This is a genomic window from Inediibacterium massiliense (assembly GCF_001282725.1).
Taxonomy (GTDB): domain Bacteria; phylum Bacillota; class Clostridia; order Peptostreptococcales; family Thermotaleaceae; genus Anaerophilus; species Anaerophilus massiliensis.
Genome location: NZ_LN876586.1, coordinates 570,798 through 594,370, shown reverse-complemented (window position 1 = coordinate 594,370; position 23,573 = coordinate 570,798). Strand labels below are relative to the sequence as shown.

Annotated in this window: 18 protein-coding genes and 1 riboswitch; of the genes, 3 read left to right on the top strand and 15 right to left on the bottom strand. The window is 31.9% G+C overall.

The features are described 5' to 3' along the window. Positions 1–72: 72 nt before the first annotated feature. Positions 73–174: riboswitch (purine riboswitch) on the bottom strand. Positions 175–286: 112 nt separating this feature from the next. The 4 genes from BN2409_RS06620 to BN2409_RS06605 all read right to left on the bottom strand — a co-directional run bounded on the left by BN2409_RS06620 (position 287) and on the right by BN2409_RS06605 (position 5,799). Next, positions 287–1,555, bottom strand: a complete 1,269-nt coding sequence (locus BN2409_RS06620; protein ID WP_053955853.1) for an amidohydrolase — start codon at positions 1,553–1,555, stop codon at positions 287–289. After that, entirely contained in the window at positions 1,548–2,738 is a 1,191-nt protein-coding gene (locus tag BN2409_RS06615; RefSeq protein WP_053955852.1) for a M20 metallopeptidase family protein, read from the bottom strand. The genes BN2409_RS06620 and BN2409_RS06615 overlap by 8 nt, the downstream gene beginning before the upstream one ends. A gap of 19 nt (positions 2,739–2,757) precedes the next feature. Next, positions 2,758–4,287, bottom strand: coding sequence for an AbgT family transporter (locus tag BN2409_RS06610; protein WP_053955851.1), 1,530 nt, complete (start codon positions 4,285–4,287; stop codon positions 2,758–2,760). Between the two features lie 213 nt (positions 4,288–4,500). After that, positions 4,501–5,799: a helix-turn-helix domain-containing protein gene (locus tag BN2409_RS06605; RefSeq protein WP_053955850.1), complete on the bottom strand. Its 1,299-nt coding sequence runs from the start codon at positions 5,797–5,799 to the stop codon at positions 4,501–4,503. A 443-nt stretch (positions 5,800–6,242) separates the two neighbouring features. Between BN2409_RS06605 and BN2409_RS06600 the strand changes: the two genes are divergently transcribed. Beyond that, positions 6,243–6,521: a spore coat protein gene (locus tag BN2409_RS06600; RefSeq protein WP_053955849.1), complete on the top strand. Its 279-nt coding sequence runs from the start codon at positions 6,243–6,245 to the stop codon at positions 6,519–6,521. A 37-nt stretch (positions 6,522–6,558) separates the two neighbouring features. Here BN2409_RS06600 and groL read toward each other — a convergent pair whose 3' ends face one another. The 4 genes from groL to BN2409_RS06580 all read right to left on the bottom strand — a co-directional run bounded on the left by groL (position 6,559) and on the right by BN2409_RS06580 (position 12,163). Beyond that, positions 6,559–8,187, bottom strand: a complete 1,629-nt coding sequence (groL, locus tag BN2409_RS06595) for a chaperonin GroEL (RefSeq protein ID WP_053955848.1) — start codon at positions 8,185–8,187, stop codon at positions 6,559–6,561. Between the two features lie 35 nt (positions 8,188–8,222). Continuing rightward, positions 8,223–8,507: a co-chaperone GroES gene (gene groES, locus BN2409_RS06590; RefSeq protein WP_053955847.1), complete on the bottom strand. Its 285-nt coding sequence runs from the start codon at positions 8,505–8,507 to the stop codon at positions 8,223–8,225. A gap of 283 nt (positions 8,508–8,790) precedes the next feature. Further along, complete coding sequence (locus tag BN2409_RS06585) at positions 8,791–9,048, bottom strand: hypothetical protein (protein ID WP_199872939.1); 258 nt, start codon at positions 9,046–9,048, stop codon at positions 8,791–8,793. 91 nt (positions 9,049–9,139) lie between these two features. Further along, a complete protein-coding gene (locus BN2409_RS06580; RefSeq protein ID WP_053955846.1) occupies positions 9,140–12,163 on the bottom strand; it encodes an AAA family ATPase in 3,024 nt (1,007 codons plus the stop codon). 306 nt (positions 12,164–12,469) lie between these two features. On the opposite strand from BN2409_RS06580, the gene BN2409_RS06575 reads away from it, so the two are divergent. Both BN2409_RS06575 and BN2409_RS06570 read left to right on the top strand, forming a co-directional pair. Further along, complete coding sequence (locus BN2409_RS06575) at positions 12,470–13,267, top strand: formate/nitrite transporter family protein (RefSeq protein WP_053955845.1); 798 nt, start codon at positions 12,470–12,472, stop codon at positions 13,265–13,267. A 163-nt stretch (positions 13,268–13,430) separates the two neighbouring features. Then, the gene (locus BN2409_RS06570) at positions 13,431–14,588 is read left to right on the top strand and encodes a dicarboxylate/amino acid:cation symporter (protein ID WP_053955844.1); all 1,158 of its coding nucleotides are present in this window, start codon (positions 13,431–13,433) and stop codon (positions 14,586–14,588) included. 36 nt (positions 14,589–14,624) lie between these two features. Here the strand turns inward: BN2409_RS06570 and BN2409_RS06565 are convergent, their stop codons facing one another. The 7 genes from BN2409_RS06565 to BN2409_RS06535 form a co-directional block, all read right to left on the bottom strand. Then, entirely contained in the window at positions 14,625–15,242 is a 618-nt protein-coding gene (locus BN2409_RS06565; RefSeq protein ID WP_053955843.1) for a cyclodeaminase/cyclohydrolase family protein, read from the bottom strand. Between the two features lie 11 nt (positions 15,243–15,253). Next, positions 15,254–16,510 (bottom strand): imidazolonepropionase, encoded by a 1,257-nt coding sequence (hutI, locus tag BN2409_RS06560; RefSeq protein ID WP_053955842.1) that lies wholly within the window; start codon positions 16,508–16,510, stop codon positions 15,254–15,256. Between the two features lie 3 nt (positions 16,511–16,513). Further along, positions 16,514–17,419 carry a glutamate formimidoyltransferase gene (ftcD, locus tag BN2409_RS06555; RefSeq protein WP_053955841.1) on the bottom strand — a complete coding sequence of 302 codons (906 nt, stop codon included), beginning with the start codon at positions 17,417–17,419 and terminating at the stop codon, positions 16,514–16,516. 12 nt (positions 17,420–17,431) lie between these two features. Continuing rightward, entirely contained in the window at positions 17,432–19,468 is a 2,037-nt protein-coding gene (locus BN2409_RS06550; protein ID WP_053955840.1) for a urocanate hydratase, read from the bottom strand. 16 nt (positions 19,469–19,484) lie between these two features. Beyond that, on the bottom strand, positions 19,485–21,161 hold the full coding sequence (locus BN2409_RS06545) for a formate--tetrahydrofolate ligase (protein ID WP_330375396.1): 1,677 nt from the start codon (positions 21,159–21,161) through the stop codon (positions 19,485–19,487). Positions 21,162–21,300: 139 nt separating this feature from the next. Next, a complete protein-coding gene (locus BN2409_RS06540) occupies positions 21,301–22,131 on the bottom strand; it encodes a histidine racemase CntK family protein (protein ID WP_053955839.1) in 831 nt (276 codons plus the stop codon). A 68-nt stretch (positions 22,132–22,199) separates the two neighbouring features. Then, entirely contained in the window at positions 22,200–23,504 is a 1,305-nt protein-coding gene (locus BN2409_RS06535; RefSeq protein WP_053955838.1) for a Na+/H+ antiporter family protein, read from the bottom strand. Positions 23,505–23,573: the final 69 nt, after the last annotated feature.

Sequence of the window (23,573 nt, the reverse complement as noted above, 5' to 3'; positions counted from 1 at the left end):
GACACAAAAAAATTCCATGTATATTTCACGAGTGAAATTATTACATGGATCTTCAATGTCATCCATAAAATTTTTTATAATAATTCCACTCATAGTCAGATTATTTACGGTAATCTGGTAGAAACACCTAAGCCATATTCTCAAGTATATATGAGGGTACAAAATTATTTTATTTTTCTATATAACGTATCAGATATGTACTTTTCTGTCAATATGCAAAATACAATTTGTATTCATTTAGGATTATTTTATATTAATAATGAAACAAAGTGTCCATATGGACACTTCATGATTCATTCATCAATTTCTCTATAATATATCTGTAACATTCATAAGCATCATATAAAACATCTTCATCAAAATCAAAACAACTATTGTGGTGGGGAGCCTTTAGTTCTGTTCCAAAAACCATATATAATGCTTTCCCACCCCTATTTTCTACATTTTCAAACATATATGTAATATCTTCTGAACCTCCTAAAAATCCATTTTCTTGGATTTGAAACCCTTTCTTTTTTAATAAAGACGATATGGATTCACTAAAATCATCTTTTTTGTATTCATAAGCTTTGGCACTTCCTACATGCTCAATTTTATAATCTACATCATATAATTTAGCACTTCCTTCTACAATTTCATAAGTTCTTTTAATAAGCTCATCATTAATTTTTTTATTTTCTCCACGAGTTTCAATCTCAAGCCTTGCTTGATCTGGAATCACATTTCTACCTGTCCCTGCATGAAAGACACCTACATTCATTCTACTCATACCACTACTAAATTGAGTAATGGTATGAAGATGAATGGCACAACTTGCTCCCGCTAAAAGAGCATTTTTACCAAGCTCAGGATAAGCTCCTGCATGAGATGGCTTTCCATAAAAGTGAATATCCATTTTTTCTGTGGCTAAAAATCCACCTACCCCACATATAATTTCATTTCTTTTAGCCATAAAACCAATATGCCCAGATAATATATAATCTACTCCATCTAAAACACCTGCCTCCACCATACTCTTTGCTCCCCTTACCCCTTCTTCTGCAGGCTGAAAAATGAGTAATATTTTTCCCTTTATATTTTCTTTATGCTCAACTAAATATTTGGCCACCATAAGTCCTATGGCAATATGTCCATCATGACCACAAGCATGCATCATTTTATGATTTTTAGATGCAAATCCTTCCATAAAAGGTCTATGTCCTTCTTTTTTTTCATCTACTCCATTTGCATCAATATCAAAACGAAGGGCTATAGTAGGCCCACTTTTATGAGTATCCAAAATTCCTACTACACCTGTATATCCTTTTAGTATTTCTTCTGTATCAAAAGGAGGATTTATATATGAAATCTTCTCTTTATGTATTTTCATTTCTTCATCTTTAGGAAGTCCTAATCTATTTTTATGTATTGCTTTTCCATACCTGATTTCTAGTCCTAAATCTAGTAAATAAGAAATTATTTTAATAGTCGTTTCAAATTCAAGCCATCCTGTTTCTGCACATTGATGAAACTCTCTTCTAAGTTCAATTAATTCTTTTAGCAACGCATTATTCATTTTTCTTTTCCTTTCCTAAAAAATCTAATACGGTATGAACAAATATCTCCATGCCTATCTTCATAATCTCTTCATCAAAATCAAATTTTGGATTATGAATAGGATAAAGTGATTCTTCTTTTGCTCCTAGCCAAAAAAATGCTCCAGGTACTTTTTGTACATAATTTGCAAAATCTTCTCCTCCCATAGCAGGTTTTTGTACTTGAATTACATTTTCTTTAGAAAGTAATTTTTGCCCTACTTCTTCAATTAAATGTACCATATCTTTATCATTTATTAAAGCAGGATATCCTCTTTCATAATGAACTTCTCCTCTAGCGCCCATAGAGCTACAGACTCCCTCTACTACTTCTTTAATTCTTTTTTCTACATTCATTTGAACATTTGGATGTAGAGTTCTGACTGTTCCTTCAAGTAGTGCATAATCTGAAATCACATTATATTTTGTTCCACTTTTTAATGTTCCTACGGTTACAACCGCAGACTCTAGAGGACTTGTATTCCTACTCACAATATACTGAAGCATATTGACTACCTGACAAGCTACAGCCAAAGCATCTATGCTTTCATCTGGTGCTGATGCATGGCCACTTTTTCCAAATATCTCAATTTGAAAAGGATCTGAAGAGGCCATAATGGCATTTTCTTTTATAGCAATCTTCCCCTTTGAAAGATTAGGCCAAATATGAAGTCCTACAATGGCATCTACTTTTGGATGATCCAAAACCCCTTCCTCAATCATAGGCTTTGCTCCTCCTATAGGAGCTTTTTCTTCTGAAGGTTGAAAAATAAATTTTACATTTCCTTTTATTTCATCTTTTAAAGCACAAAGCACATGAGCTGCTCCTAACAAAATAGCTGTATGGCCATCATGACCACAGGCATGCATTTTCCCATTATATTTGGAAGCATATTTATGATCATTTTGTTCATGAATAGGTAGAGCATCTATATCTGCTCTTAATGCAATCGTGCTTCCTTTTTCTTTTCCTCTCAAAAGACCTACTACTCCATAACCCCCTACTCCTGTTTGAATCTCTAAAGGTAATTTTTTTAATATATCTTCAATTTTTTGTGATGTTCTTTCTTCTTCTCCACTTAATTCTGGATGCATGTGAAAATCTCTTCTCCATGCTACTACTTCTTCATAAATCTTATGAATTTCTTCTTTTATTTTATCCATGATGCCATTCCTCCTTTTATTATTTCATCAAATATACTAATGCATCTGGCCCTAATGGAAGATTAAAGCTCATCCAAATAATCATTTGCACAACCCATATTCCTATAAAAGCAAAACTATAAGGAATCATAAGAGATAACAATGTTCCTACTCCTGCTTTTTCATCATATTCTTGAACAAAGGCTAATACAACAGGAAAATATGGAAAAAGGGGAGACATAGGATTTGTTGCAGAATCTCCGATTCTATAAGCCAATTGTATAAATGCTGGAGAAAAACCAACCAAAGAAAGCATAGGCACAAATATAGGTGCAAGAAGGGCCCATTTTGCAGAACCGCTTCCAATAAATAAATTTACAATCGTAGTCACAATAATAAAACCTACAATTAATGGAATCCCTGTAAATCCTACTTTTTCTAAAAAGGCTGCACCTTTTACTGCAATCACCGTACCCATATTACTCCAATTAAAAAATGCTATAAACTGAGATGCAGCAAAAACAAGTACAATATATCCAGACATACCCTTTATAACTTTTCCAAGCATCTTAGGAATATCTTTTTCATTTTTAATGCTTCCTACTGTAATTCCATAAGAAAGACCTATGACAATAAAAAACATCATTAGAATAGGAATAATACCACTTAAAAACGGAGATGGAATAATGGTATGTGTTTCAGGATTTCTTAACATTCCACTTTGAGGGACAATTCCAATTAATAAAATACCTATATAAATGATTGCCGCAATCCCTGCATTTCTTAACCCTTTATTTTCAATAGGTGTTAACTCTTCTAATTCTTTTTCTACACCACCTTTATATTCTCCTAGCCTTGGTTCTACAATCTTATCCGTAATCCATGACCCTACAAAAGTTAAAACAAAGGTAGAAGCGATCAAAAAATACCAATTAGATACTGGAGATACTACTGCACCACTTACTACAGATTTTGCAGCTTCATTTGTAATCCCCGCAAGAAGTGCATCTGTCCCTGCGACTAATAAATTAGCAGTAAAGCCTGCTCCAACTCCTGCAAATCCTGCTGCAATCCCTGCAAGAGGATGTCTCTTCACTGCTAAAAAAATCAATGCTGCAAGGGGAGGAATCACAACAAAAGCTGCATCTGACGCAAGATTTCCTATAATACCTGCAAAAATCACAGTAGCAGTCACTAAAGATTTAGGAACACCTAAAATTAATTTTCTCAAAGAAGTAAATACAAATCCTACTTCTTCAGCAAGCCCTATACCAAAAGTCATTACAAGTACCAATCCTAAAGGTTTAAATCCTATAAAATTATCTAAGAAAGACCCTATAATCCACAATATTCCATCTTTTGAAAGCAAACTTTTTACAGCCACCTCTTCTTGTGTTCCAGGATGAATCACCTTCACCCCTACCCCTGCAACAATAGCTGAAACTATCATAATCGTCACAGCTAAGATAACAAACAAAGTAAAAGGATGTGGTAATTTATTTCCTACCCTTTCTACCCAATCTAAGAACTTTCTGAAAGCCCCTTTCTTTTTTACACAATTTTCTACCATACGCTTCACCCTTTCAGTCTAATTTTGGTCATGTCCTTAATAGAGTATATTCTATGTGTTTTCTAAAATTCCTTTTTAAATTATAAAATTTTTTGAAAATATTTTTTTTTGTCTATATTGAAGTTTTGAAAATTGTTTTTTTCATTTTTGTATTTCATACACCCTTTTTATACAACAAAAAAACTAGGAAGTTTTCTTCCTAGTTTTCTATTTTTAAAATGTAATTTTATAAATTTTTCTTGGTCTTCCCATTCCCGTTCTACTTTCCTGCGCAACATTTTTTCCATATTTTGCATCTACTATTTGCTTTAAAATTCTTCTTGCACTTCTTACACTAATGCCTAAGTAATTTGCCAATTCTTCTGCTTCTATTGTATTTGTACCAATTTTGTCAAAAATTGCTTTCATCTTACAAACATAAGTAGGACTAATTTGAATATCTTTAGCAATTTTTTGAATTTCTTCATTTTCTACCATAAGGTCATAACTTAATGAAAAAGATTCCTTTTCTTGAATAGGACCTGAAAGCACAGTATTTTCATCCATAATATAACAGCAATTACAATCTTCCTTCATGGCATAATCTAATGCAATTCTTGCATGAACTTCTGCCTCATGAATAGTATTTCCAAATCCTATACCAGATGCCAATTCAATTTCTATATTTTGCTCATCTTGAATAAAATGATGAATATTAAATTCATTACAATGAGCATCAATAGCTCCTCTAGTCGTAAATATTAAATATTCATCTCTTCCAAATGGAAAAATGGATCCAAAGTTATCTTGTGTATAAGAAATAAGTCCCTTTTCTAATTTATTCTTTAACTTTAAGAATTCATATTCTGAGGATATGCTTCGATTTTTATTTTTTGTCTTTACAATTTGAACGGCTATTTGTGTTGCTTTTATTCTTTCTACATTTCCTTTATAAATAGCTTTTGTAATGTATTCTCTTATTAATGGTCTTGTAGGATAAAGCCTAAATACAGGAACTCCTAATTTTTTTAGATTCCTATAAGTCTCCCCTAAACAAGTTGCTACAACATTTACCTTTTTTTCCTTCCATAGTTCATAATGATATTTTACCAACTCATTATAATCAATGTCTCCTGGATAAGATTTTACATAAAATTTCTCAATAGGAATTTCTAAATCCTTTATAGCTTCTTGTATATTCTTTTGTTCAATAGTATCGAAACTAATCTTTTTATAATCCATTCCCTCTACATTCATCTGCCAAAAAACTCTATACACACTCGTACCCGTTCTAGGAATAAAAACAAAAGGTTTTTGAATCATATTCTCTTTTTGAGCAATAGCAAAAGGTACTTGCCCTGTAAATAAAAGTACATCTACTTTTTTCTGACATTCCTTAAGAATTTTTAGAGTTTCTTGCTTATGTTTGTAACAATAAATAAAAGCTTCTATTTTCTCTTCAAATTCGATTAATATATCCTTTACTCTTTCTACTGTTTCCACCGAACCAATAATCCCCAATTTAATTTTCATATTTATCCCCTTTTAGCATCCTGACTTTTACAGATTCTATTTTATCATTTTTGATACCCTTTAAGAATTTTTTTCTAAAATTAATAGTTTTATCTTAATAAGTTATTTACAAGTTATACATTTATATTTTTCAAGCTATATATTATATATTTCATCGCATAATAATACTATACTTATGGAATCTTTTTCACTATAAAGGAGGTTATCTTATCCATAATCAATCCTACAATTTATTTGATCCTACAAATTTAAAAATTCTACAATCTCAACTTAACTATGAATCTATTATGAATAAAAAATTAAATGAATATGCAAAATACTTTATTGATCCACAACTCCAATATATATGCAGACAAGGTGCTCAAAGACATAAAGACAACTTTGAGAATTTATTACATTACTTAAACACATATAGCGAATGATTCATAGAAAGGAGACCTAAAATGCATTATCAAACGAGCTTTACAGAAAAAGATTTAATGAAAGATCTATTATTATCTGAAAAGCAAGTTTCATCTGCTTATAGTATAGGAATCTCTGAATCTTCATGTGCCCATTTAAAAGATCTTTTAAGTCAATGCGAACAAAATCTATCTAAAAATCAAGAATCCATTTTAAATGCTATGGGTCAAAGAGGTTGGAACAATTTAATACCATATTCTGTACAAGACCTAAAAAGTATTCAACAGCAATTCAATATGCTAAAAAACGAACTCATATAAGCAAAAAGAGAATGACTCAAAGTCATTCTCTCATTTATTACATCATTCCTGGCATTCCGCCACCCATTCCTGGCATTGGTGCAGGATTTTCTTCTTTAATATCTGCTACAGCCGCTTCAGTAGTTAAAAGCATAGCTGATACAGATGCTGCATTTTGAAGAGCAGAACGAGTCACTTTTGTAGGATCTACGATTCCAGCTTCTATCATATTTACATATTTTTCATTTAATGCATCAAATCCTACTCCTACTTCACTGTTTCTTACTTTCTCTACAATTACAGATCCTTCTAATCCTGCATTTGCAGCAATTTGTCTTACTGGTTCTTCAAGAGCACGTCTAATGATCATAGCTCCTGTTTTTTCATCTCCATGTAAAGTTTCAATATATTTTTCTACTGCACTAACAGCATTAATAAGTGCTGTACCACCACCTGCAACAATACCTTCTTCAACAGCTGCTCTTGTAGCATTTAGTGCATCTTCAATTCTTAATTTTCTTTCTTTTAATTCTGTTTCAGTTGCTGCTCCTACTTCGATTACTGCAACTCCACCAGATAATTTTGCAAGTCTTTCTTGAAGTTTTTCTTTATCAAATTCAGAAGTAGTTTCTTCGATTTGAGCTTTGATTTGTCTTACTCTATCTTCAATTGCTTTTTTATCTCCAGCTCCATCTATAATTGTTGTATTTTCTTTATCAATTTTAACAGAATTTGCACGTCCTAGCATATCTAGTGTAGTTTCTTTTAAATCTAATCCTAATTCTTCAGAAATAACAGTACCTCCTGTTAAAACTGCAATATCTTCAAGCATAGCTTTTCTTCTATCTCCAAAGCCTGGTGCTTTTACTGCCACACATTCAAATGTTCCTCTTAATTTATTTACTACCAATGTAGCTAATGCTTCTCCTTCAATATCTTCTGCAATAATTAATAATTTCTTTCCTTGTTGTACAATTTGTTCAAGTACTGGAAGGATTTCTTGAATATTGCTTATTTTTTTGTCTGTAATTAAGATATATGGATTTTCTACAACCGCTTCCATTTTTTCTGCATCTGTTACCATGTAAGGAGATACATATCCTCTATCAAATTGCATACCTTCTACTACGTCTAATGTAGTTCCCATAGATCTTGATTCTTCTACAGTAATTACTCCATCATTTCCTACTTTTTCCATAGCTTCAGCAATTAATTTTCCGATTGTTTCATCTGCTGCTGAAATAGATGCAACTTGAGCAATTGCTTCTTTGCTTTCAATCGTTTTAGAAATGTTTTTAATTTGTTCTACTGCAGCATCTACAGCTCCTTGAATACCTTTTTTAAGAATGATAGGATTTGCTCCAGCTGCAACATTTTTAAGTCCTTCTCTTATGATTGCTTGTGCAAGTAATGTAGCTGTAGTTGTTCCATCTCCTGCTACATCGTTTGTTTTTGTAGCCACTTCTTTTACTAATTGTGCTCCCATGTTTTCATATGCATCTTCTAATTCAATTTCTCTAGCAATAGTTACTCCATCATTTGTAATAAGAGGAGAACCAAATTTCTTATCTAAAATAACATTTCTTCCTTTAGGTCCTAAAGTTACCTTCACTGTATCTGCAAGTTTATTTACACCAGCTTCTAATTTACGGCGTGCATCTTCACAAAATTTAATTTCTTTTGCCATTTTCCATTACCTCCCTATATGTAGTCTTTTTTCATTTATTCAATAATCGCTAAAATATCACTTTGCTTTAAGATGGTATATTCTACTCCATCATATTTTACTTCTGTTCCTGCATATTTAGAAAAAATTACTTGATCTCCTACTTTTACTTCCATTTTTACTTCTTTTCCATCTACCATTCCACCTGGTCCAACTGCAACAATTTCTGCCATTTGAGGTTGTTCTTTCGCTTGAGTCGGAAGAACTATCCCACTTTTTGTTTTCTCCTCTGCTTCTAATTTTTTGATTACTACTCTGTCACCTAATGGTTTGATGTTCATCAAAATCCCTCCTTCATTATTATATGTATAATTTTTTTATATTTTACATTGTTAGCACTCACTCTCGTTGAGTGCTAATTATAATGTATTATATCTTTTTCCATTAAGCAAATATGATTCCTGCTTATTTTTAGATTATATTCATGATTTTAGACGATTATATCAATTTTTATTCTTATTTTCAACAAAATCTATTTATTTCTATTATTTACTTTAGTTTTCATTTTAGCAATAAAAAAGCCTCTGTTTTTTGGCAGAAGCTTTTTTAAAATTATACAATCTATTAAAATCTTCTAAATCCAAACCATGGACCAAATCCAGGATAAAATCCAGGTCCAAATCCAAACCATGGACCAAATCCAAATCCAGGTCCAAACCCAAATCCAGGTCTAAATCCATATCCAGGTCTATATCCAAAACCTGGCCTAAATCCATACCCCATTCCTGGTCCATAACCCATTCCTGGTCCATACCCTGGATATGGGACCATCTCATTCACTTCGTTCATTTCATTTACTTCATAATTATTTATAGATTCCATTTTCAAATCCTCCTGCTATATTTTTTTACTTTATGATCATATTATGCAGAAAGCAAAAAATGGTTCTCATTAAAATTCTCATGATGGAAGTTTAATTGCTTTTAAGTACATTTAATATATATATTTCATAGGGATCTTTTAATTTCTTTAAAATATTCACACCCTGTTCACAATAGAACTGAATATCTTCTTTTAGATACTCTTTAAATACCTCCTTTAAACGAATGTTATCTTTCATGTGTACCTTAATCTGTGCTTTGACTCTATAGATTAATCCTAATTCATAGGGACTTTTTAGTTTATTTGCATAGTCCTCTGCTCTTTGTAAAGCTAACAAAGCTTCATGATAATTGCCTTTTTTGACTAATAAAAGAGACATATATCCTTCAGCAGTAGATCTTTTCCACAATGTATTAAATTGATCATATAATTTTAATGCCTTTGAAAAATAATCCATAGCACCATCATCATCACCCATATCTAAAGCCGCTTGTCCTGCATTTGTGTAAAAAACAGTCAAGCCTCCAATAATTTTTTGATTTGTACACAACTTTATAGCTTGATTATAATATTTTAAAGCACTCATAAATTTCAAGTTTTGTCTTCTGATCTCTCCCATATAATTGTATGCTGCTGCTATATTTAAAGTATATTTCCCTTCATACGTATTAATTTGATTAAATATTGTAATAGATTTTTTTAATAAATTCTCAGCTGTTTGATGATCTCCCTCCATAATTTTTTGGAGTCCTTGTAATCTGAGAAGGATTCCTATATCTTTTTTCTTATTCCATTTTTTTGAAATATCCAATCCATCTTCTATATATTTTTTCATCCCATTCATATTGTGTGTCTGAATCCCATAATAAATCATTTGTCTACATCCTTTTAATGCATACTCTATATTTGGAATTTCTAGTGCTTCTTTTATCATATTTTGTATATCTTCGACACCCTCTTCATACATACCCTCTCGAATAAAATATCTTCCTCTCATATGCAAAAAATCCATATATAAAATCTTTATTTCTTCTTGATACGAATTATTATTCATGACCTTTAAAAGTTCTCTTTCAATATTTTTGAGCTGATCCCTTTCTTCTTCATCGGTCAAATAGCTTCTTCCATATTCATAAATATTTCCATCTCTTAAAATTGGAAATAGTTCATGTCCAAAATTAAAATATACATCTAAATTTTTCATTTTGTACTTTAAAGCATATAAATAATTTCCACTGTTTTCAAAATGATAAATTAGTTTTGGGTACAGATATCGATCTCTTTTATCATGAAGTAATTTGCTCTTTAGTAAATTAGCAATTTTTCCATGAAGTATTCTTTTTCTAATATTGGATTGCTCATCATAAAGAAATTCTCTAAGTTTTTGATGTGTAAACTCAAAATATACTTCTCCACTATCATAAACTTCTTTGATAATACCTCTATCTTGTAATGTGTCCAATCCATCTATTATTTCATCTATATTTTTGTTCAAAAGATTTTCTAATAGATTTAAATTTACTGGATCAAAAAACATACACAAAATATTTAGTAGCTCTTTTTCTTCATTAGAAATATCTAAAAATCTACTTCTTAATAAATCTTGAGTCTTATGAGATAATTTTGTGATTTTCCCCATTTCTTTGATGCTGTTTAATATTTCCCTTAGAAAAAATGCATTTCCGCCTGTTTCTTTATAAATATTCAAATATATTTCTTCATTCCAAGAGTATGTTGGTAAAGCCAGTTTAATAAATTCTTTTACTTCTGAAAGTTCAAACCTTTGAATATACATTCTTTCAAGTTTTCTTAAACTAATACCAGAATGCATAAATTGATACATTCTCTCTTCATTTCCACTTCTACAAGTCATCAATAAAAATATATCTTCCACGACAAATAAATGATTCAAAAGAAATAAACTTAAATCATCCATCCATTGAATATCTTCAAATATTAATATCATTTTGCTTTTTTTAGAAACCTTTTTTAATACAGCTACTAAAGTTTCTTCAATTACTTGTTGTGTGATGGTATCCATATTCTCTATTGGGTTTACTGTTGGATGATCATTTTGCATAAAATCTGGGAATATATGATTGATAGTATTTGTCCACAAAACAGGAATATTGATCTTTTCTTTTTTGATTAGATCTTCTAGTTTTATAAATAAATCATGAAAAGGATTTAACAAATATTCTCTTTGAGCTTGATAACAAGTAGTTTGTAAAAAGATCATTTCGTCATTAATAGTCTCTAAAAACTCATCTTTTAACCTGCTTTTTCCTACTCCTGCTTCTCCAAATACAATAAATGATTTAAATTCTTTATTCTTCTTAAAGGAGTCATATTCTTTTTGCATAGATAAAATTTCTTTTTCTCTTCCATAAAAAAAATCTCTTTTTTTTCTTTTCTCTTGATTTTTTCTACAAACTAAAATTTCTTCATAGAGTTCTTTTATATCTAGTCCTGGCTCAATAGCTAATTCGTCATAAAATTTTTTGCAAAATTCATGATAAATATTGATAGATTTGTGAATTTCTCCTTTTTTCATATAAGTTCTCATCAACATCATACAAACCTTTTCATGCAAAGGGTCTATCTCCATAAATAAATTTCCATAATAAATAATAGAAGAAATTTCTTCATTTGAAATACTTTCCTCTATTTTTTCCATTAGTCTTTTCATATACAATTCTTTTACATAACTGTCATATTGACACGCCCATGTTTGAAATTCTTCTGCATCTTTTACATGAAACCCCTTTAAAAACTCTTCATATCCTTCTACCTTATGTTGATCTCGTAAAAAATCATAAAGATCTGCTTTTATTTTTATATCTGGATTTAACATAACGATAGATTTCTTAGGAGAAATAATAATATCCATACTAAAAGTCTTTCTAATTTTGTACATAGTCTGTCTTAAATTTTTTTTAGCTGTTTTATCATCTACTTCTCCCCATAACAAATTCACTAAAATATCTCGAGTTGACTTTCCATAAACTAACAAATAATAAAATAATGCTTCTGCTTTTTTAAAAGGAAAAGTAATACTTTTTTCATTTTGAATCACAGAAGGAATCCCTAATAACTTTACATATATATCATTCATTTTCTCACCTTAACCTCATCTTTATTATAAATGTATTATATCGAATTTCCTTTATATTTTGCAAATATATACATATGAGTTTATATAGAATATATTCATTTTTAACCATATCTTGTGCAATTGACACTTTATAGACGTTCCTCTATTATTATAGTCTAAGAGTTCATTTATCCAAATCAAACTAAAATCAATATGAAATTTTAACTTCATGCAAATACTCACTAATCTCATCTAAGTCATACACAACCCTTATCCGTCATTTATTATTTCCCTAAACAACAACAAATAAAGAAAAGGAGGCCTTTTATGTCAAACACTTTATTATCACCAAAAGAAATTGCTCAAGGCATCATCCAAACTGGTATAACAAAGACTAAACTATCATATATTCAAATGGTAGGATTAAGTATACTAGCTGGGATATATATTGGTTTTGGTGGATTTGGTGCAATTACAATCAGTCAACGTATGAGCTCTATTGATGTTGGATTGTCTAAAGTTTTATTTTCAATGATTTTCCCGATTGGACTTATGCTAGTAGTAACTTGTGGCGCTGAATTGTTCACAGGAAATCATCTTATGTCTTTAGGGGTACTATCTGGTGAATACTCTATGAAAAAAGTACTCAGAAATTGGATTGTAGTTTATGCAGGAAATTTCATAGGATCTATTCTTTTTGCTCAAATGATTTTCTATAGTGGTCTTACAAATGGACCTATCAAAGAAATTCTATTATCTCTTTCTGTATCTAAAATAAATATTCCTGTAACCGAATTAATCTTACGAGGCATATTATGTAATATGCTTGTGGTATTGGCTATATGGATGGGTACAGGTGCAAAAGATTTAATAAGTAAATTATTTGCTTGCTGGGCTCCCATTATGCTCTTTGTTTTATGTGGCTTTGAGCATAGTATTGCCAATATGTTTTTCATACCTATGGGAAAATTTTTAGGATCGGATATTTCTTGGATGGATATTTGGTTTCATAATATTATCCCTGTAACCATAGGAAATTTATTGGGTGGAGCACTTATGATTCCTATATTTTATTTCTTTATTTATATCAAAAATGATGCACAAAAAACTTCCTCTTCTTCATAATAAAATTTTCTACATTCCTATTCCAATGACTCCTATACTTTAAAGAAACTGCTTCATTTCATTGTAAATTTCCATTTTTAAAAATTTTATTTGTATGATAATGATAATTTGTATATTATAAAATATGAATTATTATTTTAAAAAATTATTCAGGAGGTGTACAATGAAAAAAATAACAGATCATTTAATTTTTAAACTAGCATTAGGAGTCATTCTAGGAATCATCATTGGTATGCAATCATCTGAAGGAGTCATGAAATTCATAGTAAGCATCAAATACATTCTTGGACAGATTATTTTCTTTTGTGTTCCTTTAATTATCTTAGCTTTTATTTCTCCTTCTATTGTCAAGCTACAAACCAACGCTAGCAAAATGCTTGGCACTACTGTTTTAATTGCTTACGTTTCTTCCGTAGGCGCAGCTACTTTTGCAACTCTATCTGGATATTCTATTATTCCTCATTTGAATATTATTAGTGAAGCAGAAACATTGAAAAATCTTCCAGAAGTTGCATTTGAACTAAACATTCCACCTATTATGTCCGTAATGAGTGCTTTAGTTCTTTCATTTTTAATAGGACTTTCTGTGATATGGGCAAAATCTGAAACCTTTGAGAGACTTTTAGATGATTTTCAAAATATGATGCTGCAAGTAGTCAATGAAGTTGTAATCCCTATTCTTCCTTTTTTCATTGCCGCAACTTTTTCGACTCTATCTTATAATGGTAGTATTACAAAACAGCTTCCAATCTTTTTAAAAGTAATTGTATTAGTCCTTATTGGTCATTTGATTTGGCTTACATTACTTTATGGCTTAGGAGGACTGATTTCTAAGAAAAATCCTTTTGAAGTATTAAAAAACTACGGTCCTGCATATTTAACAGCAGTAGGAACTATGTCTAGTGCAGCTACTTTACCCGTTGCTTTGAGCTGTGCAAGAAAATCAAAAATATTAGATAAAAAAATTGTAGACTTTGCTATTCCTCTTGGTTCTACTGTTCATTTATGTGGATCTGTACTAACAGAAACTTTTTTTATCATGGTTGTCTCTAAAGTTTTGTATGGTACTTTACCTACTATCAGTACAATGATTACCTTTATCATCCTTCTTGGAATCTTTGCCGTAGGAGCTCCAGGAGTACCTGGTGGTACTGTAATGGCATCCTTAGGTATTGTTAAGAGTATCATCGGCTTTGATCCATCAGGAATCGGTCTTTTACTTGCTATATTTGCCATTCAAGATAGCTTTGGAACTGCATGCAATGTTACAGGGGATGGAGCCATCGCTCTTATGCTGACAGGTCTATACAAAGAAGATTAAAAAACCTTAGCCTATAATTTAGGCTAAGGTTTTTCTTTATAATACAACTTTTGCTAAAAGTTCTTTTTCTTTTTGTATAGTTTTTTCTTCTATTTCTTTCACTTCTTTAGATAATTTTTCTACAAAAGCTTCATCTTTGATTCCGCCTAAGTTGATTTTTACATTGTATAAAGCAGATAGGACAGCTGTTCTTGCCATCATAGCCGCTACAGCTCCATCTGTAATGGCATTTTTATTTCCTTGATCTATTACAGATTCTATCACTTCCATCATTTTATAAGCATTTTGAGCTACTTTTAACGGGATCTGTGCAGCCTTTTTTGTATGCTCTTCAATAGCTTCACTTCTCTTCTGTTTTTCTTCATCTGTTTCTTTAGGAAGCTTAAAAGCCTTCATAACTTCATGAAAAGAGTCTGCATCTTCATCTATATCTTTAATAAAATCTTCTCTATATTCCATTGACTTTTGTGCAACTTTTTTCATCGTTTCTTCTACATCTATATATTTCTTTTTTCCTATGGTTAAATTTGCAACCATCTCCGTTAAAGCCGCTCCTAATGCTCCACTTAGAGCTGCTATACTTCCTCCACCAGGTACAGGAGCATTAGATGCTGTCTCATCTAAAAATTCCTTTAAATTCTTATCTGCTAACATATTTTCGCCCCCTAACGATTTGATTTATCAAATACAATCTTTCCATCTTTGATTACTTTTTCTACCGTACTGACTCCTATATGATAAGGAATGAAATGATAAGATGGATATTCTAGTATAATCACATCTCCCTTTTTCCCTACATCAATACTTCCAATTTCTTTTTCTCTGCCTAGTGCTGCTGCTCCATTGATAGTCATAGCAGTAATAGCTTCTTCCGTTGTCATATTCATATAAAGTGTAGCCAGAGCTATAACCAAAGGAATAGATTCTGTAAAACAGCTTCCAGGATTTAAATCCGTAGCCAATGCTACCGCACAATTTTGATCAATCATAAATCTTCCTCTTGCAAATTCTTCTTTCAAGCTAAAAGCTGTAGCAGGAAGCAAAGTTGCTACTACTCCCTCTTGTGCCATTTTTAAGATGCCTTCATCTGATGCACGAAGAAGATGATCTGCAGATACTGCTCCTATTTCTGCAGCAAGCTCTGCTCCTCCTAATCTTGTAATTTCATCTGCATGAATTTTGACTTTCATACCTAACTCTTTAGCTTTTAAAAGAAGTCTTCTAGATTGATCTACAGAAAATACATTTTTTTCACAAAATACATCACAGAATTCTGCCAAATTTTCTTTTGCTACTTTAGGTAGTGTATTTTCAATAATATGATCAATAAACTCATCTTCACGACCTTTATATTCTTGAGAAACTGCATGAGCTTCCATATAGGTTTTCACAATATCTATTGGATGAATCTCATCTAATTTCTTCATCACATGAAGTTGTTTCATTTCTGTCTCTTCATCTAAACCATATCCACTCTTTCCTTCAACTGTAGTTACTCCAAAGGAAAGCATATCATCTAATCTTTTTTTACCTAAATGGATAAGTTCTTCATAAGATGCTTTTCTAGTTTTTTCAACAGAGCTTACAATCCCTCCTCCTTTTTCCATAATCTCCATATAGCTTGCTCCTCTTAAGCGCATAGAGAATTCTTCTGCTCTGTATCCACCAAATACAAAATGAGTATGTGAATCTACAAAGCCAGGTAATACAGCTTTTCCATAAGCATCAATCACTTCATATTTAGATACATCTACATTTTTTAGGATCTCTTCATTTTTCCCAACAGATTGAATCTTTCCATCTTCAATGATTACTGCTCCATCTTCTATAACATGCAGATTTGACATTTCTTTTCCTCTCTTTTTAGAAAATCCACTACACGTTACAATTTGGGCAGCATTTTTAATGATTATATTCTTCATAATTTACTCCATTAAATTACTTTCGATTACTTTGTCCATAGAAAAACCGTAGAGTCCTAAATAATAGCTTGCACTATCTATTAATGCTTCCATAGGAACCAATCCTATAATTTCACTTCCTAATACATTTACTCCATATCTTTTTGCTTCCATTTTTACCGTTTCAAAAACTCTATATATAGATGTTTTTGTATAATCTGTAATATTCATAGTTACTTGAGTAATACCTCTTTCTTTAATCTCAACGCCACCAGCTTTAATATATCTAAATCCTCCACTTGAATGACGAATTACCTTTGCAATACTTTTAGCAATTTCTATATCTTTTGTATCTAAATCAATATTGTATGCTACAAGTGGCATTCTAGCTCCTACAGCAGTCACACCAGCAGTTTTATGAATTTCTCTTTTCCCAAAATCAGGATTCCATTCACTCTTTTGAAGCTTTTCTGGCATTCCTTCAAATTGACCTTTTCTAACTGTTGCAAGGTTTTCTCTTTCTGGAGTCGTAGCTGCTTTTTCATATAAAAATACAGGAATATCATGTTGTTCATTAATTTCTTTTGCTGTCTCTTTTGCGAGTTCTACAACTTCTGCCATACTCATATTCTTAATAGGAATAAAAGGAACTACATCTGTTGCACCCATTCTAGAATGCTCACCTTCATGCTTTGTCATATCAATTAGCTCTGTAGCTATTCCAATAGCTTCTACTACTGCTTTTTTTACAGCTTGAGGCTCTCCCATTACCGTTACTACAACTCTATTATAATCTTTATCTGCTTCATAATTTAAAAGCTTTACGCCTTCTTTTCCTCTTAATGGCGTTACGATTTTCTCTATTTTTTCCAAATCTCTTCCTTCACTAAAATTCGGAACACACTCTACTATTTTTTTTAATTCACTCATGATTTTTCCCCCTTATTTCTCTATTTTTTCCCATATTTGGTCTACTGCACTTTTTATAGCTTCTTCCCTTGGAACATATGGAAGAGTAATATGATCTTTCCCCTTCATAATCTCATTGTATTCTATACAAGTAGTTACGGCATTTTCATTTCTTGCCCAAGCACGTCTTGAAACTCCACACATAGTATCCCATGGCATAGAGGATCTTAAGATATCATCTACTCTTTGACTACCATCTAATACCATACCAAATCCTCCGTTGATGGATTTTCCAATTCCTACTCCTCCACCGTTATGAAGAGCAATAAGACTCATTCCTCTTGCTGCATTTCCTGCAAAGCAGTGAGTTGCCATCTCTGCCATAATATTGCTTCCATCTTTAATATTAGACGTTTCTCTGAATGGAGAATCTGTTCCACCTGTATCATGATGATCTCTACCAAGCATTACAGGTCCAATTTCTCCATTTCTAACCATTTCATTAAATTTAAGTGCAATCTTTGTTCTTCCTAGAGCGTCTTGATAAAGTATTCTTGCTTGAGTTCCTACTACCAATTGATTTTTATCTGCATCTTGAATCCATATATAGTTATCTCTATCTTGATATCTTCTATCTGGATCAATACATTCCATAGCTGCATGGTCTGTTTTTAATAAATCCTCATGTTTTCCGCTTAAGCATACCCATCTAAAAGGACCATACCCATAATCGAATAATTGAGGCCCTAAAATATCTTCTACATAAGAAGGCCAAATAAATCCATCTTTATCATCTCTTTTATTCTTAGAGATTTCTTTAATTCCTGAATCATAAATAGCTTTCATAAAAGCATTTCCATAATCAAAGAAGTAAGTTCCTTTTGCAACTAAAGCTTTAATCACTTCAAAATGACTCTTAAGGGTTTTGTCTACTAATTTATGAAATTTCTTTTGATCCGTTGCTAAAAGATTTGTTCTTTCATCAAAAGTGATTCCTTGTGGACAATATCCTCCTGTGTACACTTCATGACAAGAAGTTTGATCTGATAAAAGATCTATATGAATGTCTTTCTCTAATGCGTATTCTAACAAATCTACTATATTTCCATGAAAAGCAATGGCACAAGCTTCCTTTTTATTCATGTATTCTTTTGCTAAATCAAAAGCTTCTTGGCAGGTTTTTGCAACTTTGCTAACCCATCCTTGAGTATGTCTTGTTTCAATTCTTGATTCATCAACTTCTGCGATAATTCCTACTCCTCCTGCAATTTCTACTGCTTTTCCTTGAGCACCACTCATTCCTCCAAGACCTGATGTAATAAACAATCTTCCTTTTAGATCTTCATCTTGTGGAATACCTAATTTTAATCTTCCTGCATTTAAGATAGTATTATAAGTTCCATGCACAATTCCTTGGGGGCCTATATACATCCATCCTCCTGCAGTCATTTGTCCATAGTTTGCAACTCCTAATGCAGCAGCTCTATTAAAATTATCCAAATCATCAAACATACCAATCATAAGTCCATTGGTAACGATTACTCTTGGAGAATCTGGTTTAGAATGAAATAACCCCACAGGATGTCCTGATTGAAGCACTAATGTTTGATCTTGTGTTAATACTTCTAAATATTTTTTAATCAATCTATACTGCATCCAGTTTTGGCATACCATTCCCGTTTCTCCATAAGTAACTAATTCATATGGATAAAGTGCAATGTCCAAATCTAAATTATTGTCAATCATAACTTGGAATGCTTTTCCTTCTATACATTTTCCTTTATATTCATCAATAGATTTTCCTTTTATTCGGCCTTTTGGTCTAAAACGATATCCATAAATTCTTCCTCTTGTCATAAGTTCTTCTAAAAATTCAGGAATCAATTGTTCATGAAGTTCTTCTGGAATATACCTTAGAGCATTTTTTAAAGCAAGTTCTACTTCTTCTTTAGTAAGGTTGAGCTCTCTTCTTGGTGCACGTCTAATTCCTTGTTCAAATTCAGGGTACTCAGGAAGTACTGAGTCTAATTTAATAGTCATATTGTTTGCAATAGATTGATTTAAGTTCATAAAAACGCCTCCTTAATTAAAATAATCCTATAATATTTCCATCTTTATCTATATCCATCCTGCTAGATGATGGTACCTTTGGAAGTCCAGGCATAGTCATAACATCTCCTGTAAGACATACAATAAATCCTGCTCCTGCAGATAATTTTAATTCTCTTACTGTCACTTCAAAATCTTTTGGTGCTCCTAATAAATCCTTATCATCTGATAAAGAGTATTGTGTTTTTGCCATACAAATAGGTAATTTATCAAAACCTAGATCTTCTAATTTTTTTATTTGCTTTTTAGCTGATGATGTAAATACAGCTCTCTTTCCTCCATATATCTCTGTCACAATCTTATTGACCTTTTGTTCTATTGATTCATTTACATCGTAAAGGAATTTAAATTGGGGCTTTTCCTTCTCTATCATATCTATGACTTTCTGAGCCATTTCTATGCCGCCTTCTCCACCTTTAGCCCATACTTCATTTAAAGCTACTTCTACTCCTATTTCTGCACATTTCTTCTTTAACATATGAATTTCTTCTTCTGTATCCTGTGTGAATTTGTTGATAGATACCATTACTGGCAAACCAAATGTTCTAATATTTTCAACTTGTTTTGCCAAGTTTGCAAATCCTTTTTCTACTGCCTCTACATTTTCTGTTCCTAATTCTGTCTTTTTAACTCCTCCGTGCATTTTTAATGCTCGAATGGTAGCAACAACTACAACTCCATCTGGAGTAAGGTCTCCATATCTACATTTTATATCTAAGAATTTTTCTGCACCCAAGTCAGCGCCAAAACCTGCTTCTGTGATTAAATAATCTCCTAATTTAAGACCTAATTTTGTAGCCATAATACTATTGCATCCATGAGCTATATTGGCAAAAGGTCCTCCATGAATCAAAGCAGGTGTATTTTCTAATGTCTGTACTAGATTTGGCTTGATTGCATCTTTAAAAAGAAGCGCCATAGCTCCATGTACTTCCAAATCTTTTGCTGTTATAGGTTGTTGATCCATATTATATGCAACGACCATTTTTCCAAATCTTTCTTTTAAGTCCATCAAGTCAGTTGCTAAACATAATACAGCCATTACTTCCGATGCTACTGTAATCATAAATCCATCTTCACGAGTAAAACCATTTGGTTTTCCTCCAAGGCCTACCACAACTTGTCTAAGATTTCTATCATTCATATCTAAAACTCTTTTCCAGATAATTTGTCTAGAATCGATTCTTAAGGCATTCCCTTGATGAATATGGTTATCAATCACAGCAGCTAACAGGTTATTAGCTGTTGTAATAGCATGCATATCTCCTGTAAAGTGAAGATTGATATCTTCCATAGGAACAACTTGAGCATATCCTCCTCCTGCTGCTCCTCCTTTTACTCCAAATACTGGCCCTAACGATGGTTCTCTTAAAGCAATTACTGCTTTTTTTCCTATTTTATTCAATGCTTGCCCTAATCCAACTGCTGTAGTAGATTTTCCTTCACCTGCTGGAGTTGGATTAATAGCCGTTACAAGAATTAATTTTCCATCTTTTTTATCTTGTAGTCTTTTAAAAATATCTAAAGAAATTTTCCCTTTATATTTACCATATAGTTCTAATTCATCTTCTAAAATACCCAATTCATCTGCCACTTGAGAAATAGGTAACATGTTGGCTTTTTGAGCAATTTCTATATCGCTTAATATACTCATTTTTTCCACTCCTTTTGTTGTTTTTTTTATTATAAGATGTTCTCGTCATTAAAACGTCTATATAGAATTAATTTTTAAAATTTTTCATCAAATAACCAAAACATTATACATTGTTCTTTTATTTGAACTATCGAAATTTTTAACTAATATATACAATTCCCTCTGCTACAATTTTTACTCTTCCTCTCAAATGAATTTTTTCAACATCATTATTTTTCCATGTAGTAATAATCTCTAATGCTCCTCCAGGTTGATTTACTGCTAACTGAACCTGTTTTTTGTATTCATAAGAAAGAGCTACTCCCAATGCAGCTGTTCCAGAACCACATCCTCTTTCAAAAATAAGACTTCCTGTTTCTTTCACATAAATCAGAGGCTCTATATAAGTATTTTTCTCATCATAAAATATCATGCCCAAAGCATCATATTCTAAATCCTTTAATTTTTCTTTTACCTTCAAGAAAAATTTGGTTTTATCTAAAATTTCTATATTTTTTATAACAATATGGAAAATACCAGAAAATTTAACTAGTTGCATATGATAATATTCTCCGTCAATACAAATATTCAACTCCCTTATTTCTTTTTGGAGAGGTATATCCATACTTGAAATAAACTCTGTAGGATCGTCTGTCTTTTCAATATAACATTGTATTATTTCTTCAATTCCAGATACCTCTAGTGGAATTATAATTTTTTTATCCTTTTTCATTACAGTCGTATGTTCTTCATAAGCTAACACAGCTGCTAATGATCGAGTTGCATTTGCACAAAATTCTCCGCCCATCATATGTAATCTTACACTTTCTCCACTTTGGGATTTTTCTATAAAACCTACTTGCTCTGCATAAATATTTCCATATTCCATTATTTTATTAGCTATTTCCATATAACAGTCTCTAGGTAATTGATTTCTAATAAATACCGTCATATTTTCTGTTGGATTCACTTTTATAAAATTTAACTTCATATTCATTCCTCCTTTTTAGATGAACAAAGCACTCACCTTTATCCATTAAGATGAGTGCTTTATTTTTTTTAAAAGATCATTGCCCCTATCATTCCAAAAATAATTAGTGGTATATTAAAGTGTAAAAAGGTAGGAACACAAGTGTCCCAAATATGATCATGTTGTCCATCTGCATTCAGTCCTGCTGTAGGTCCTAATGTACTGTCAGAGGCAGGTGATCCAGCATCTCCAAGTGCTGCAGCCGTTCCTATGAGTACTGCTGTAGCCAGTGGACTAAATCCTATTTTTAAAGCTAAAGGTACATATATTACTGCTATGATAGGAATCGTTCCAAAGGATGTCCCAATTCCCATGGTAATAATAAGCCCTAGTATAATCATGACAAATGCTGCAATAAACTTACTTCCACCCATTAAACTAGCAGCAGCATTCACCAAATCTTCTACTCCACCTGTTTCTCTAATAACACTAGCATATCCAGATGCTACAAGCATGACAAATGCGATAAAACCCATCATACCTATTCCGCTATCCATAAGATTGTCTATATGTTTCCAGTCAATGGCTCTAAAGGAAACCATAATACCAAGTCCTACTAAAGCTCCTAAAGGTAGGGAACCTACTGTAAGCTGAATGATCAACGCTGCTAATGCCCCCGCCAAAGCTACAAAATGAGATGTATTCAACTGAACAGATTCTTCTTTGATCATTTCTTCTTCTATATTTTCATCTATTTTGTATTCTCTAGGTTTTCTATAGGTGATAAATATAGCTACCAATACTCCTACAATCATACCTATTCCAGGAAGCCACATTCCTTTCCACACCTCTGTGTTTGCCATGGCTATACCATTTGCAGTCATTTCTTTGGCAATAATTCCATGAAATATTAATCCAAAACCTACTGGAAGTGCCACATAAGGTGTTTTCAATCCGAATGTTAAAGCACAAGCTGCTCCTCTTCTGTCCACTTTTAATTTATTCATGATCCCAAGAAGTGGAGGAATCAATATAGGAATAAACGCAATATGCACAGGTATTAAATTTTGAGAAAAACAACTAATAACTGCAATAATAATCAAAAGAGTTTTTTGTTTTCCTTGAATCATTCCTGCTATTTTTTTAGACAAAATGCTAGCAAGACCTGTATGATGAATAGCCGCTGCCAATGCTCCAAGTAAAATATAACTTAGAGCCGTTTCTGAATTTCCTCCCATTCCACCAATGAGAGTATCCATTACTTCTTTAACAGGCATGCCTCCAATTACTCCTCCAGCAATAGCTGCTACCAAAAGAGCAATAATAACATTTAACTTCAAAAGACACAGCACACTCATAATCACTACAGAAATCACAACTGGATTTGTTAACATAGGCCCCCTCCTTTTTATTTTTGGTTTTTATTTATATCCTATACTTTATCATGATAAACCGATAAACGA